Genomic DNA, 13,600 nt, shown 5'->3' on the forward strand with positions numbered 1-13,600 from the left:
AACCGCATTGCGTAATATTTCCCTGTTCCTGCGATCACTGCTGTTCATGATCATCATGATCGTGGCCACCATCGTCTGGGCCTGCGTGTGCTTTTTTGCCGCGCCATTGAGCTACAACAAGCGCTATTGGGTCACCTCGCGCTGGAATGTGTTTATCCTGTGGTGCGCCAAGGTCATTTGCGGCATCCGCTATGAAGTCAAGGGCGCCGAGAACTTCCCGGACGCGCCGGCCATCGTGCTGTCGAAGCACCAGTCGGCATGGGAAACCATCTTCTTGCTGCCAAGCCTGCCCCGTCCGCTCGTGTATGTGTTCAAGAAGGAGATCCTGTACATCCCCTTCTTCGGCTGGGCCATGGCGCTGCTGCGCATGATCCCCATCGACCGCAAGCAGGGCAAGCATGCGTTCAAGAGCGTGGTCGCACATGGCAAGCGCCGGCTGGCCGATGGCCAATGGATTATCATGTTCCCTGAAGGTACCCGCATTCCCGTGGGCCAGGCGGGCAAGTACAAGAGCGGCGGCACGCGTCTGGCCATCGCCACGGGCGCCGTGGTGGTGCCGATTGCGCATAATTCAGGCGAGTGCTGGCCCAAGCAGTCATTCCTCAAACGCCCGGGACTGATCACCGTCTCGATAGGCAAACCGATTTCGCCGGAAGGGCAAACCCCGGACAGCATGATGCAACAGGTGGAAAATTGGATAGAATCAGAAATGCGCGTCATTTCGCCTCACGCCTACAACGCTGGCTAGACGGCATCAGCGCGGTCATCCAGGAGCCGACACTGCGCCAGCAGATGAAGACCATCAAGGTCGGCGACCAGCAACTGGATTTGTTCGCGCATGACGTCTCGACCAGCACGCCCCCGGCGGTGCGCCCCACGGCACCGCCAGCGCCGCCCGTGGCCCCACCGGTAGTGGCGCCAGCGCCGCCCATCGTTCGCCCTGCCCCGCCTCCCCTGCCTTCCCCGCCACGCTCCGCCGATGGCCCGCCGCTGCGCCAGCTGCAGCTGGGCAGCCACCTCGTCGAATTCGCCCTGCGCCGCTCCACGCGCCGTTCCATCGGCTTCATGATCGACGATAACGGCTTGCGCGTCACGGCACCCAAGCGCGTCACCTTGGCCGAAATCGACAACGCCATCCGCGCCAAGCAAGGCTGGATCGTCTCGAAACTGCTGGAACGGGGCGAGCGCAAGGTGCAGCGCCAGCAGCGCCCGCCCGTGGCCTGGGTCGATGGCGCCGTGCTGCCCTACCTCGGTGGCGAGATCACCTTGCGATTGCACCAGGCGCCGCGCCACCGCGCCAGCTTTCAGCGCGATACCAATGAACTGCACGTGTGGGTCACGCCCACGGGCAGCGAGCAGCAATTGAAGGAAAAAGTGAAGGGCTGGTTCCAGCACGAGGCGCGCCAGCTGTTCGAAGCACGGCTGGACCTGTATGCGGACAAGCTGGGCGTGCGCTACGATTCGCTGTCGCTGTCGTCGGCCGGCACGCGCTGGGGCAGCTGCACCATCGAGCGCAAGATCCGCCTGAACTGGCGCCTGATCCACTTCGCCCTGCCGCTGATCGATTACGTCGTGGCGCACGAACTGTCGCACCTGCTGGAAATGAACCACAGCCCCCGCTTCTGGGCCACCGTGGAATCGATCTATCCCGATTACGATGGGGCCAAGCAGGCGCTCAGAAAACGCTCGCAGGAGTTGCCGGTGCTGTTCGCGTAAACGATATTGTTGGCCACGACTGTCGGATTACGCGCCCTGCGCTAATCCGACCTACCTTCATCATGGCAGCAGTCGCGTAGGTCGGATTAGCGCTAGCGCGTAATCCGACAACATTCTTGGCCGCGCCGCCGTCACCGCAGCAGCGGTTGAATCGCCGCGATGGTGCGTGGCGTGGCGCCCCGGTGCTGGTTGGCAAAGGCCAGCGCCTTTTGACCCATCGACGATAAACGCGCGGTATCCTGCAGCAAGGCAGATGCCTGCGCCATCAGCGCATCGGCATCCGCCACCAGCGCGGCGCCGCCGGCGGCAATCGCCTGCTCGGTGACCAGCGCGAAATTGAAGGTGTGCGGGCCGATCAGCACGGGCTTGCCCAGGGCCGCCGGTTCGATCAGGTTTTGCCCGCCCAGCGGCAGCAGGCTGCCGCCGACGAAGGCGCAATCGCAGGCAGCGTAATACGCGAACATCTCGCCCATGGTATCGCCCAGCAGCACCTGCGTGCCCGCCGCCACCACATCGTCCTGCGCCAGGCCGGACCTGCGCTGCACGGCCAGGCCGTGCGCCGCGATCAATTTTTCCACCTCGTCGAAGCGCTGCGGGTGGCGCGGCACGATCAGCAGCAGCGCATGCGCCGGCAAGCTGGCGCGGATATACGCATCGAGGATCAGCTGCTCTTCGCCTTCGCGCGTGCTGGCGCACAGCAGCACGGGGCGGGCACCGATGGCGCCGCGCAGCCAAGCCCCCGTCGCCAGGGCCGCCTCGGGCACGACGACGTCGAACTTGATGCTGCCCGTGACCACCACATCCTGCACGCCCAGCTGGCGCACGCGATCGGCATCGTCCTGCGTCTGCGCCGCCACCAGGGTGATACCGCGCGCCGCATCGGCAATCAGCTTGCCCAGACGCTGCGCCTTGCCCAGCGAACGCTGCGACAAGCGCGCGTTGGCCAGCACCACGGGCACTTTGTAGCGAGTGCATTGGTGGATCAGATTCGGCCACACTTCCGTCTCCATCAGGATGCAGATGCGCGGGGTGAAATGGCGGATGAAACGGGCCGGCATGGCGCCCGTGTCGTAGGGCAGATAGCTTTGCACGAGGCGCGCGCCGTGTTTGGCGAACAGCGCCTTGCCCGTCGCACGCCCCGTCGGCGTCATGTGCGTGAGGACGATGCGGCACCTGGGCCAGGCGGCCAGCAGCGCATCGATCAGCGGCTCGGCCGCGCGCGTCTCGCCGACGGAGACGGCGTGCAGCCAGATGGTGTCTGTAGCCGTTGTCGGCTGGCGGCCGTAAAAGCCCAGGCGCTCGCCCCAGTGCTGGCGGTAGCCGGGTTCCTGGCGTCCGCGCAGCCACAGCCGCGCCAGCACCAGGGGCAAGGCCAGCCACCAGGCAAGGGTATAAAGAAGTCGCATGATTGTTGAATGTTAAGGTCAGGCGGTTGAAGTCAGGCGGGAGGATGTTCGGTCAGCAGGCGTTGTGCCGCGGCCAGCACTTCCGGCACGCCGGGCGGCGCACCCTTGTCGCCCAGGTTGATGATGTTCGGCGACCAGTTGCCTTCCGTTTTCCACAGCGGAGAATCGGCATAGATTTCCACCGTCGGGCGCACGAAGGCGGCCGCGATATGCGTCAGGCCCGTGTCGACGCCGATCACCAGCGCCGCGTGGCGCGCCAGCAGGGTGGCGTCGTCCATCGACAGTTTCGGCAGCACGCGGGCGTTCGGCAGACCGGCCGCCAGTTGTTCGGCTTCCGCCTTTTCCCTGGGCGAACCCCAGGGCAGCAAAATCGGCATCGGCGCCAAGGCACGGCCCAGGGCGATCCAGTTTTCCGGCGCCCATTTCTTGGCGTCGCGCGCCGTACCGTGGAAATACACGCAGTAGGGAGCTTCGCCCATCCAGTCCGGGCGCGGCTCGTTGCGCGAGACTTCCGGCAAGCCGAAATCGGCCGGCGTGTCGATCGTGTAGCCGAGTGCAGCGGCAGCGACCAGGCGGCCGCGCGCTACCGCATGCGTGCGCGGGTCGAGCGGAATGCTTTTGGTGTGGAACAGGCGCGAGATGCCTTCGTAGCCGGAGCCTTCGCTGCCATTGGCCAGGCCGACCTTCTGTCCGCCCGGCGCCAGGCGCGCGGCGCCCATGATGATGCCCGTCTTGAGCAAGCCCTGGGTATCGAACACATAATCGTAGCGCGTCTGGCGCAGGCTGCGGAAGAAAGCGGCGATTTCCGCGCGCGTCTCTTTCTTGCCCAGGCTCTTGCGCCAGCGCCGCAGCGCGAACGGGAAAATGGTATTGACGCGCGCGTTCAGGCGCACCAGGCTGGTGTAGCCCTCTTCAACCACCCAGTCGATGGTCGCGTTCGGGAAATGGCGGGCGATGTCTGCCACCATCGGCAGGTTATGCAGCACGTCGCCCAGCGAGGACACGCGCACCAGCAGGATTTTCAAGGGCGCCTGTGCGCCAGGTTGAGCGGCCATGCTGTCAGAACGGCAGCACGGCGTCAGGCTTGGCGGCCAGGATCACGCTCTTGAACTGTCCCTGGATGCGCGCCAGGGCTGCCGGCGTTTCCGCTTCGAAGCGCATGACGATCACTGGCGTGGTGTTCGACGAGCGGGCCAGGCCGAAGCCGTCCGCGTATTCCACGCGCAAGCCGTCGATGGTGATGATCTGTTCATTGCCGGGGAAGACGGCGTCGCGGCGCAGCACGTCCATCAGCGCGACGTTCTCGCCCTCCTTCAGTTCCAGGTGCAGTTCCGGCGTGCTGTCGGACTGCGGCAGGGAATTCAGCAAAGCCGACGGATCCGCTTCGCGCGTGAGGATTTCGAGCAGGCGCGCGGCCGAATACAGGCCGTCGTCGAAACCGTACCAGCGGTCCTTGAAGAAGATATGGCCGCTCATTTCGCCGCCCAGCGGCGCACCCGTCTCGCGCAGCTTGGCTTTCACCAGCGAGTGGCCCGTCTTGTACATCAGCGGCACGCCGCCATGCTTGCTGATCCACGGCGCCAGGTGGCGCGTGCATTTCACGTCGTACAAAATCTGCGCGCCAGGGTGGCGGGTCAGCACGTCGGCCGCGAACAGCATCATCTGGCGGTCAGGGTAGATGATCTGGCCATCCTTGGTGACCACGCCCAGGCGGTCGCCGTCGCCGTCGAAGGCGATGCCGATTTCGGCATCCGTCTCGGCCAGGCAGCGGATCAGGTCCTGCAGGTTTTCCGGGTGCGCCGGGTCCGGATGGTGGTTCGGGAAGTGGCCGTCGACTTCGCAGAACAGTTCGATGACTTCGCAGCCCATGCCGCGGAACAGGTCGTCCGCGAACGCGCCGGCCACGCCATTGCCGCAGTCGACGGCGATCTTGATCGGGCGCGCCAGCTTGACGTCGCCCAGGATGCGCTCCAGGTAGGCGGCGCGGATATCGTGCGTGGCATAGGTGCCCGGCTTGGCACTGGCGCTGCCGTCGTGCGCGACAATGCTGTGGTACAGCGCCTGGATCGCTTCGCCGTGGATCGCCTCGCCGGCCAGCACCATCTTGAAGCCGTTGTAGTCGGGCGGATTGTGGCTGCCCGTGACCATGATGCCGGAGCGCGTGTCGAGCACATTCGTGCCGAAGTAGACCATCGGCGTGGCCACCACGCCCAGGTCGATCACGTCGACGCCCGCCGCTTGCAAGCCCTGCGCCAGCGCCGCCGTCAATTCCGGTCCCGACAGACGGCCATCGCGGCCGATCACGACCCGCTGCTCGCCCTTGGCCAGGGCGGCCTGGCCAAATGCCTGACCGATCTTGTGGGCCACGCCGGCATCGAGGGTTTTAGCGATGATGCCGCGAATATCGTAGGCCTTGAAGATCGTTCTGGACAATGGGAGCATGGTGTGGCCGGTATAAGTAGGGTCAATAAGGTGCCTGGCAAGGTGCAGCGCGCGGCTGGCGGCTTGCCACTACGCCAAGAGTATACCGAATTATACGCGCAGCAGATCGATCGACTTGCCCGATTCCACCCACTGCCTGACCCACAGCGGCTGACGGCCACGGCCTGTCCATTGCTCGGCCGCATTCTCAGGATGACGGTAACGCACCGCGACTTTGCCCGTGCGCGGGTGCAAGCCATCGAGTATCAGCTGTTTCAGCGGAATGCCGGCTTGCTGCGCGATGGCCATGATCTGTTCGCGCGCCTTGTTCAAGTCTTGGCGCTCGCGGCTGTTCAATTCCTGTTTGACATTATCTTCCAGTTTGCGCAATTCCAGCATCGTCATCGTAGACAGATCCATTGGTACATCCTTTATATTCATTTAAATAATAAAATCACGTGGAATATACTACATTGCATAAATATCTGTGCACCAACGCATAATCCATCATCAATTGAATCACGGCCCTCGATTTATTTGGCGGGCCAACATTAAGATTAAATGAAGAATATACCGGAAGCCCGCATGAAAAATGAATAACCATGAATCAAATGGCATTCCCGCGTGCCTGAACGGCATGCAGGCGGATTATTACTCCTAGCATGCAGGCGGATTATTACTCCTATATGGCAGCGTGATACGGCAGCGTGACATACCGCTGAATCAAATTCCCATGCGGCATAATCGGCGCCCGCGTTTTTCTTCCCGCCGGCCATGCGCGCAATCGGGCACCTGCCAGAAATGCCCCAACGCCAAAGGGCGGGCATGCTTATAATGCAGGCGCGTAGTTCACTTCACCCCGGCACATATGAAAACTTACTTTATCGGCGATCTGCAAGGCTGTCATGCACAAACCGTCGAATTGATCGAACGGATCCAGGCGGCAGCGGGCGGTCCGTACCGCCTGCTGTTCGCGGGCGACTTGATCAATCGCGGCCCGGCCTCGCTGGCCACCCTGCGCCACGTGCACGCCCTGGCGCAGCAAGGCCTGGCCGACAGCGTCCTGGGCAACCATGACTTGCACTTGCTGGCCGTGGCCAACGGCATCCGGCCCGAGCATGCGTCCGACACCCTCGCCGACATCCTCGATGCACCCGACCGCGAGGAGTTGATCAACTGGCTGCGCCAGCGGCCACTGGCACTGGAACACGATGGCCATGTGCTCGTGCATGCGGGCTTGCTGCCGCAATGGAGCGCGGCCCAGGCCCTGTCCCTGAGCGGGGAGGTATCCGCCATGCTGCGCAGCGACGATTGGGTGGCGTTCCTGCGCACCATGTACGGCAACGAGCCGGCCGCCTGGCGCGACGACCTGCAGGGCGCCGACCGGCTGCGCTGCATCGTCAACGCCATGACGCGGCTGCGCTTTTGCACGCCGGACGGCGTGATGGATTTCAAGATGAAGGAAAGCGGCAGCCCGCCGCCAGGCTCCGGCCTGCTGCCCTGGTTCAACGTGCCGGGCCGGCGCAGCGCCGGCGACACCATCGTCTTCGGCCACTGGTCGGCGCTGGGACTGCTACTACGGCCGCACCTGATCGGACTCGATAGCGGCTGCGTCTGGGGCGGGAAACTGTCGGCCGTGTGCCTGGAAGACCGCTCGCTGCTGCAAGTCGACTGCCCCGCGTTCCAGCAGCACGGCGGCAAGCAGTAAGCGCCAAGCTTGGCGCGCATATGCTTAGTCGAAATCGGTCGTTGGCCTTGCCGCGTCTGGCCCGTATGATGGAGCTTTTGCCTTTGCGATCCCATGCATCCTGATACCGACAGACTGGCGCGCTGGCTGCTCGGCAGCCTGGAACTCGACACCGCCGTCCTGCATGTGGGCCAGTACTGCGGCCGCTGGCGCGCTTCCACGGCGGGCCGGGAACTGGGCAGCTTTCACCTGGTGCTCGATGGCCATTGCTACTTGCACCTCGACGGCGCGGCGCCCATTGCGCTCGGCCCGCGCGACGGCGTCTTCCTGCTGCGCGACTTGCCGCACTTCCTCAGTCCCCACAGCGATCCGCTGCAGGCGGCGAGCGCGCAAGCGATGCTGCCGCTGCAAACGCCCACGCAGCAGCCGGCGACGGCGCTGGCCTGCGGCTTCTTTCAATTTCGCGGCGCCCTCTCCGCGCTGATCGTCGACTCGTTCCCGCCGTATCTGCTGATACGCGGCGACGCGCCCGCCTTCAGCGCCGCCGCCGCGCTGTTCGACCTGATCCTCGCCGAAGCAGGCGGCGATCCGGAGCAACCGTCGCCGCTCATCGCGCGCCTGGTCGAGCTGCTGTTCTTTTACCTGATCCGCCATGTGGCGCAGGGCGAGCAGGTGGCGGCCGGCCTGCTGTCGCTGCTGCACCAGCCCGCATTTTCGCCACTGCTCGAACGCATGCTCGACGCCCCTGCCGACGACTGGTCGATCGAGAACATGGCCAAGGCAGCGTGCATGTCGCGCGCCAGCTTCTGCAAGCATTTCGCCAGCGCCAGCGGCCACTCGCCGGCCCAGTTCCTGCTCCTGCTGCGCATGAAGATCGCCGCGCGGCGTCTGCACGACGGCGTCTCCGTCGAACGCGCCGCCGAACTGGTGGGCTACCGCTCGCACGCCGCCTTTACGCGCGCCTTCAAGCGGGTCACGGGCGAGCAGCCGGGCGCCTACCGGCGCGACCAGCGATTGCGCCAGCTGGCCAGCTAAGAGCCTGCCGGAATCAAGGATCACACAATCGCAGACGAACGAGCACAAAAGGACGACGCTGACGTCTGTTGCGTGCACGGCATGGCCGATATAATGACCGGGTGACTTACTAACTTAGCAAGGTACCCCATGTCCCGTCTGACGCTGCACACTCTCGATACCGCCCCGGCCGACAGCCGCCCCTTCGTGGAAAAGGCCATCGCCAACAATGGCTTCCTGCCCAATCTGATCGGCGTGCTGGCCAATGCCCCGCTGGCACTGGAAACCTATCTGACCGTCTCCGGCATCAATGCGCGCGCCAGCCTGACCCTGATGGAGCGCGAAGTGGTGCAGATCACGGCCGCGCGCATCCATGGCTGCGATTTCTGCATCGCCGGCCATAGCGCCATCTCGCTGAAAAAAGCGGGCCAGACACCGGACACGGTGCGCGCCCTGCAGCACGGCCAGCCGACGGGCGATACGAAGCTCGACGCCGTCGCCGCCTTCGCCACGGCCGTCATCGCCACGCGCGGCGCCGTCAGCGACGCCGAATATCAAGCCTTCCTGGCCGCCGGCTACAACGAACAGCAGGCGCTCGAAGTCGTGCTGGGCATCAGCCTGGCCACCCTGTGCAATTTCTCCAACAGCCTGGCCGGCACGCCCGTCAATCCGCAATTGACGCCCTACCTGCCTGGCGCCGTCTGACATGGCGAACCTCACTCACTGGCTGCACATGCATGCCGACCAGCTCGACCAATCGCCGGAGCTGGCTGAAACCGTATTGCCGGCATTGGCCGGCGACAAGCTGCTGGCCATCGGCGTGCCGCAGGAACACGGCGGCGCGGGCGGCGACGTGCGCGACGCCATCGACGCCATCGCCAAGGTGGCCGGGCAATCGGTGACGGCAGCCTTTGTCTTCTGGGGCCAGCGCTGCTTTATCGAATTCCTGCTGCAAAGCGAGAACCGCGCACTGGCCGAGCGCCGTTTGCCCGGCCTGCTGGCCGGCACGCAGGCAGGCGCCAGCGGTTTGTCGAACGCGATGAAATTCTTGTCCGGCATCGAGCAGCTGCAAATCACGGGCGCGCGCCACGATGACGGCTTGCTCGTCAACGGCGGCCTGGCCTGGGTGACCAACTTGCGCAAGGCCGGCTTTGTCGCGGCAGCCGCCGTGGCGCCCGACGACGGCGCGCCGCCCGTCATCGTCGCCTTCGACAGCGGCACGGCGGGCGTCAAGCGCAGCGATGACCTGGACCTGATTGCCCTGCGCGGCAGCAATACGGCTTCCGTCAAGCTGGCGCAGGTGCACATCCCCGCCGCGGACATCATCAGCGACAACGCGCCGGCCTGGCTGCCGCAGGTGCGCCCATCGTTCCTCGGCATGCAGTGCGGCCTGTCGATCGGCCTGGCGCGCGCCAGCCTGGCAAAGGCGGCGCAAATCTCGGCCGGCTCGCGCAACCAGCTCACGCCACGCATCGAAGCGCTGCAAGCGACACTGGAAAGCGCCGTCGCCACCTTGCTGGCCGGCGTGCACGACGGCCGCTTCAAGACGCAGGCGCCGGCCATGTTCCGCCTGCGCATACAGCTGGCCGACGTGCTGCAGCAGGCGCTGATGCTGGAACTGCAAGCCATGGGCGGGCGCGCCTACCTGAACGCCGAACAGCAGGGCTTTGCCCGCCGCTGGCGCGAATCGTCGTTCATCCCCATCGTCACCCCCAGCCTGACGCAGTTGCAATCGGCCTTGCAGCTGTTCGACAGCCAGCAGGCGGCAGCGGGAGCCCCGGCATGAGCGTTGCTGATTGGGCCTTGCAGGCGCAGGACCTGAGCTTTTCCTATGCGGGCAGCACGCCCGTGTTCCAGCACGTCTCGCTGGGTGTGCGCAAGTGCGAGATCGTCTGCCTGCTGGGCGGCAGCGGCTGCGGCAAATCGAGCCTGCTGCGCGTGCTGGCCGGCCTGCAGCCGCCATCGACGGGCGCCATTCAATTCCTCGATGCGCCCATGCGCGAACCGGACCCGCGCAGCGCCCTCGTGTTCCAGCAGGCGAGCCTTTTGCCCTGGCTGAACGTCACGGGCAACGCGGGCTTCGGCCTGGACTTCAAGCACCAGCCGCAGCTCACGCGCGCAGCGCACGAGGCGCGCGTGGCGCAAGCCATCGAAGCCGTCGGTTTAAAGGGGCGCGAAAAACTGTATCCGTCCGCGCTGTCGGGCGGCATGGCGCAGCGCGTGGCGCTGGCCCGCGCGCTGGCGCGCGAACCGGAACTGCTGTTCGCCGACGAACCGTTTTCCGCCCTCGACGCCATCACCCGCGCCGAGATGCAGTCGCTGCTGGTCGACGTGGTGCACCGCTGGCACACGGCCGTGCTGCTGGTCACGCACGACATCGACGAAGCCATCCTCGTCGCCGACCGCATCCTGCTCATGGGCGGTAAGCCGGGCAACATCGTGCGCGAATGGCCCGTCGCCATCGACCAGCCGCGCATCGGCCACAGCGCCGACGTGATCGCCCTCAAGATGGACATCCTCGACGCCCTGCAGGCGCTGCAACAGCAAGATCAGGCCCACGCCGCCCACTAATGCACTTTACTGGAACCTTCATGTCCCTCCCACACGATAACAAACCCCTGCATATCTGCGCCTCCTCCGATTGCGACTGCGGCCTGACGCGGCGCGACTTCCTGCGCATGTCGGCCCTGGCCACGGCCAGCGTCGCCTCTCCCCTGCTGTTCGCCGGCGACGCCATGGCCCAGCAAGGCCCGAAAGGCGATGACCAGCCCGTCAAGATCGGCTACCTGCCGATCACCGACGCCACCCCGCTGCTCGTCGCCCACGCGCGCAAGCTGTTCGAGGCGGAAGGCTTGCAGGCGGAAACGCCGCGCCTGTTCCGCAGCTGGGCGCAGATCATCGAAGCGTTCGTCGCCGGCCAGGTCAACGTCATCCACCTGCTGTCGCCGGCTACCCTGTGGGTGCGCTACGGCGCCAAGTTCCCCGCGAAAGTCGTCGCCTGGAACCACGTCAACGGCTCCGCGCTGACGGTGGCCAACGAGATCAACAAGGTCTCCGACCTGGGCGGACGCACGGTCGCCATCCCATTCTGGTACTCGATCCACAACATCCTGCTGCAGCAGATCCTGTCCTCGAATGGCCTGACGCCGGTCACGCGCGCGCGCAACGCGGCCATCAAGCCGAATGAAGTCAATCTGATCGTGCTGGCGCCGGCCGAAATGGTCTCGGCCCTGGCCAGTAAGTCGATTGCCGGCTACATCGTGGCCGAGCCGTTCAACGCGGCGGCGGAAAACGCCGGCATCGGCAAGATTCTGCGCTTCTCGGGCGACGTGTGGAAAAACCATGCGTGCTGCGTCACCTTCCTGTCCGAGCGCGACATCAACACGCGCCCAGAATGGGCGCAAAAGGTCACCAACGCCATCGTCAAGGCGCAGTTGTGGACGCGTTCGAACCAGGTCGATACGGCCAAGCTGCTGTCGAACGTGGGCGAGCACCGCTACACGCCGCATCCGCTGCAGGTGCTGACGAAGGTGCTGGCCACCACCGATTACGCCGCCTATGAAAAGCAGGGCCTGATCGTGCACAAGAACTGGCAGCAGCGCCGCATCGACTTCCAGCCGTATCCATTCGCCTCGTACACGGAAGAACTGGTGCGCGCCATCGGCCGCACCAAGGTCGAGGGCGATACGCGCTTCCTGGCGAATCTCGATCCGAAGTTCGCCGCGCGCGACCTGGTCGATGACCGTTTCGTGCGCAAGGCCATCACGGCAGTCGGCGGCCCGGCCGCCTTCGGCTTGCCGGCCAACCTGCTGCGCAGCGAAACCGTGGCGGTCTGACGATGGCAAGCAAGTTGTTCACGAAGTTCGGCCTGCCCCTGGTGGGGCTGGCCTGTGCCTTGCTGTTGTGGTCCGTGGGCGTGACGGCGCTGGAGAAATCCACGCCGATCGCCACCGCCTTCGCGCCCTTGCCCACAGCGCTGGCGTTCAGGGAAATGCTCGGTGGTTCGGATATCTGGCTGCACGTGGTATTGAGTCTGCAAAGGGTGGCCGTGGGCCTGGGGCTGGCCATCATCATCGGCGTGCCGCTCGGCGTGCTGGTGGCCATGTCGAAGAGCTTTTCCGGCGCGGCCATGCCGCTGTTCCAGCTGCTGCGCATGATTTCGCCGCTGTCATGGATGCCGATCGCCGTGATGGTGCTCGGCGTCGGCGACGCGCCCGTATACTTCCTGCTGGCGTTCGCGGCCGTCTGGCCGATTTTGCTCAATACGGCGGCCGGCGTGGCGCGGCTCGACCCGAACTGGCTGCTGCTGGCGCGCAGCCTGTCGGCCACGCGCAGCGAGATCGTCTTCAAGGTGATTTTGCCGGGCATCACGGCCGATATCCTGACGGGCGTGCGGCTGGCCATCGGCATCATCTGGATCGTGCTGGTGCCGGCGGAAATGCTGGGCGTATCGGCCGGCCTCGGCTACTTCATCCTCGACACGCGCGACCGCCTCGCGTATTCGGAGCTGATGGCCGCCATCGTGCTGATCGGGATGTTAGGCTTCATCCTCGACTACCTGGCCCGCGCCGCGCATGCGCGCTGGCTGCACGTCAAAAACTAGGCCGCCTTTTCCAGCGGCAGCGCAGCGGCCACGGCCGCCTGCGTTGCCGCCGCCAGCTCACGCCGGTGCGCGTCGGCCGTCGCCACTGGCGCCAGACAGGTCAGGCGCGCCGTGATCGGCGGGCCGCTCAGGATCGCCACCATGCTTTGCGCAAAGCTCATGTCGCCGATGAAGTCGACGGCGTGATGCAAGGCCCCCTTGTCATCCACGTACACGAGCGCGAACGGCTGCACCGGCACTTGCGCGTCGATGGCCGCCTCGAACAGGTTGGCGTGAAACGGCAGGATCTGCCCTTGCGCGGCGGTCGTGCCTTCGGGGAAAAACGCAATGCGTTCGCCCGCCGTCAATTTGTCCACCAGGCCCTGGAAGATCAGGCGCAGGTCGCGCTTGCTGCCGCGCGAAATGAAGATGGTGCCGGCGCGCCCCGCCAGCCAGCCGAGGATAGGCCAGGCGCGGATTTCCGCCTTGGCGACGAAACGGCAAGGGTGGACGGCATTGATGACGAAGATGTCGAGCCACGAGACGTGGTTCGCCACCATCATCGCATGGTCGAGTGCCGGCACGCTGTCCGCCGGCTGCGCCACGTGCACGCCGCAGATGTCGAGCAGCTGCGTCGACCAGCGGCGGATGCGCCGGTTGCGCCCTTCCAGGTCCAGCCAGGGAAAGAGCACGGCGCTCTTGGCCATGCCGCAGCTCAGGTGAATGGCGATGCGCGCGAGGCGGTAGGTAAGCAGAAGTTTCAAATGACACCAA

The 13,600-nt window shown here is 65.3% G+C and carries 14 protein-coding genes; 9 read left to right on the plus strand and 5 right to left on the minus strand.

Going from position 1 to position 13,600, the window contains the following annotated elements; all coding sequences use genetic code 11:
- Positions 1 to 7: 7 nt before the first annotated feature.
- Together JAB8_RS15120 and JAB8_RS15125 are read left to right on the plus strand one after the other, a co-directional pair.
- Entirely contained in the window at positions 8 to 748 is a 741-nt protein-coding gene (locus JAB8_RS15120; RefSeq protein ID WP_034746739.1) for a lysophospholipid acyltransferase family protein, read from the plus strand.
- Positions 749 to 792: 44 nt separating this feature from the next.
- Positions 793 to 1,716 (plus strand): SprT family zinc-dependent metalloprotease, encoded by a 924-nt coding sequence (locus JAB8_RS15125; protein ID WP_070221020.1) that lies wholly within the window; start codon positions 793 to 795, stop codon positions 1,714 to 1,716.
- Positions 1,717 to 1,847: 131 nt separating this feature from the next.
- On the opposite strand, the gene waaA is transcribed toward JAB8_RS15125, so the two are convergent.
- The 4 genes from waaA to JAB8_RS15145 all read right to left on the minus strand — a co-directional run bounded on the left by waaA (position 1,848) and on the right by JAB8_RS15145 (position 5,963).
- Positions 1,848 to 3,122 (minus strand): lipid IV(A) 3-deoxy-D-manno-octulosonic acid transferase, encoded by a 1,275-nt coding sequence (gene waaA, locus JAB8_RS15130; protein WP_070290462.1) that lies wholly within the window; start codon positions 3,120 to 3,122, stop codon positions 1,848 to 1,850.
- A gap of 32 nt (positions 3,123 to 3,154) precedes the next feature.
- On the minus strand, positions 3,155 to 4,177 hold the full coding sequence (gene waaC, locus JAB8_RS15135) for a lipopolysaccharide heptosyltransferase I (RefSeq protein ID WP_070290465.1): 1,023 nt from the start codon (positions 4,175 to 4,177) through the stop codon (positions 3,155 to 3,157).
- Between the two features lie 4 nt (positions 4,178 to 4,181).
- Positions 4,182 to 5,564, minus strand: coding sequence for a phosphomannomutase/phosphoglucomutase (locus JAB8_RS15140; RefSeq protein WP_070290467.1), 1,383 nt, complete (start codon positions 5,562 to 5,564; stop codon positions 4,182 to 4,184).
- 90 nt (positions 5,565 to 5,654) lie between these two features.
- Positions 5,655 to 5,963 (minus strand): H-NS histone family protein, encoded by a 309-nt coding sequence (locus tag JAB8_RS15145; protein WP_070290469.1) that lies wholly within the window; start codon positions 5,961 to 5,963, stop codon positions 5,655 to 5,657.
- A 448-nt stretch (positions 5,964 to 6,411) separates the two neighbouring features.
- Between JAB8_RS15145 and JAB8_RS15150 the strand changes: the two genes are divergently transcribed.
- The 7 genes from JAB8_RS15150 to JAB8_RS15180 all read left to right on the plus strand — a co-directional run bounded on the left by JAB8_RS15150 (position 6,412) and on the right by JAB8_RS15180 (position 12,847).
- Entirely contained in the window at positions 6,412 to 7,251 is an 840-nt protein-coding gene (locus tag JAB8_RS15150) for a symmetrical bis(5'-nucleosyl)-tetraphosphatase (RefSeq protein WP_070290470.1), read from the plus strand.
- A 93-nt stretch (positions 7,252 to 7,344) separates the two neighbouring features.
- Positions 7,345 to 8,265, plus strand: coding sequence for an AraC family transcriptional regulator (locus tag JAB8_RS15155; RefSeq protein ID WP_070222108.1), 921 nt, complete (start codon positions 7,345 to 7,347; stop codon positions 8,263 to 8,265).
- 129 nt (positions 8,266 to 8,394) lie between these two features.
- The gene (locus tag JAB8_RS15160; protein ID WP_070222110.1) at positions 8,395 to 8,949 is read left to right on the plus strand and encodes a carboxymuconolactone decarboxylase family protein; all 555 of its coding nucleotides are present in this window, start codon (positions 8,395 to 8,397) and stop codon (positions 8,947 to 8,949) included.
- A 1-nt stretch (position 8,950) separates the two neighbouring features.
- Complete coding sequence (locus JAB8_RS15165; RefSeq protein WP_070290472.1) at positions 8,951 to 10,030, plus strand: acyl-CoA dehydrogenase family protein; 1,080 nt, start codon at positions 8,951 to 8,953, stop codon at positions 10,028 to 10,030.
- Positions 10,027 to 10,815, plus strand: a complete 789-nt coding sequence (locus JAB8_RS15170; RefSeq protein ID WP_070290473.1) for an ABC transporter ATP-binding protein — start codon at positions 10,027 to 10,029, stop codon at positions 10,813 to 10,815. The genes JAB8_RS15165 and JAB8_RS15170 overlap by 4 nt, the downstream gene beginning before the upstream one ends.
- A 20-nt stretch (positions 10,816 to 10,835) precedes the next feature.
- The gene (locus JAB8_RS15175; protein ID WP_070290474.1) at positions 10,836 to 12,080 is read left to right on the plus strand and encodes an ABC transporter substrate-binding protein; all 1,245 of its coding nucleotides are present in this window, start codon (positions 10,836 to 10,838) and stop codon (positions 12,078 to 12,080) included.
- A 2-nt stretch (positions 12,081 to 12,082) separates the two neighbouring features.
- Positions 12,083 to 12,847: an ABC transporter permease gene (locus JAB8_RS15180; protein WP_070290475.1), complete on the plus strand. Its 765-nt coding sequence runs from the start codon at positions 12,083 to 12,085 to the stop codon at positions 12,845 to 12,847.
- Here JAB8_RS15180 and JAB8_RS15185 read toward each other — a convergent pair.
- A complete protein-coding gene (locus JAB8_RS15185; RefSeq protein WP_070290477.1) occupies positions 12,844 to 13,590 on the minus strand; it encodes a lysophospholipid acyltransferase family protein in 747 nt (248 codons plus the stop codon). The genes JAB8_RS15180 and JAB8_RS15185 overlap by 4 nt on opposite strands.
- Positions 13,591 to 13,600: the final 10 nt, after the last annotated feature.

The sequence above is a fragment of the Janthinobacterium sp. HH106 genome, from assembly GCF_001758725.1.
Classification (GTDB): domain Bacteria; phylum Pseudomonadota; class Gammaproteobacteria; order Burkholderiales; family Burkholderiaceae_D; genus Janthinobacterium.

Coding starts and splice junctions, on each gene's coding strand:
- JAB8_RS15125 (WP_070221020.1), top strand. CDS start 793: ATGAAGACCATCAAGGTCGGCGACCAGCAACTGGATTTGTTCGCGCAT.
- waaA (WP_070290462.1), bottom strand. CDS start 3,122: ATGCGACTTCTTTATACCCTTGCCTGGTGGCTGGCCTTGCCCCTGGTG.
- waaC (WP_070290465.1), bottom strand. CDS start 4,177: ATGGCCGCTCAACCTGGCGCACAGGCGCCCTTGAAAATCCTGCTGGTG.
- JAB8_RS15140 (WP_070290467.1), bottom strand. CDS start 5,564: ATGCTCCCATTGTCCAGAACGATCTTCAAGGCCTACGATATTCGCGGC.
- JAB8_RS15145 (WP_070290469.1), bottom strand. CDS start 5,963: ATGGATCTGTCTACGATGACGATGCTGGAATTGCGCAAACTGGAAGAT.
- JAB8_RS15150 (WP_070290470.1), top strand. CDS start 6,412: ATGAAAACTTACTTTATCGGCGATCTGCAAGGCTGTCATGCACAAACC.
- JAB8_RS15155 (WP_070222108.1), top strand. CDS start 7,345: ATGCATCCTGATACCGACAGACTGGCGCGCTGGCTGCTCGGCAGCCTG.
- JAB8_RS15160 (WP_070222110.1), top strand. CDS start 8,395: ATGTCCCGTCTGACGCTGCACACTCTCGATACCGCCCCGGCCGACAGC.
- JAB8_RS15165 (WP_070290472.1), top strand. CDS start 8,951: ATGGCGAACCTCACTCACTGGCTGCACATGCATGCCGACCAGCTCGAC.
- JAB8_RS15170 (WP_070290473.1), top strand. CDS start 10,027: ATGAGCGTTGCTGATTGGGCCTTGCAGGCGCAGGACCTGAGCTTTTCC.
- JAB8_RS15175 (WP_070290474.1), top strand. CDS start 10,836: ATGTCCCTCCCACACGATAACAAACCCCTGCATATCTGCGCCTCCTCC.
- JAB8_RS15180 (WP_070290475.1), top strand. CDS start 12,083: ATGGCAAGCAAGTTGTTCACGAAGTTCGGCCTGCCCCTGGTGGGGCTG.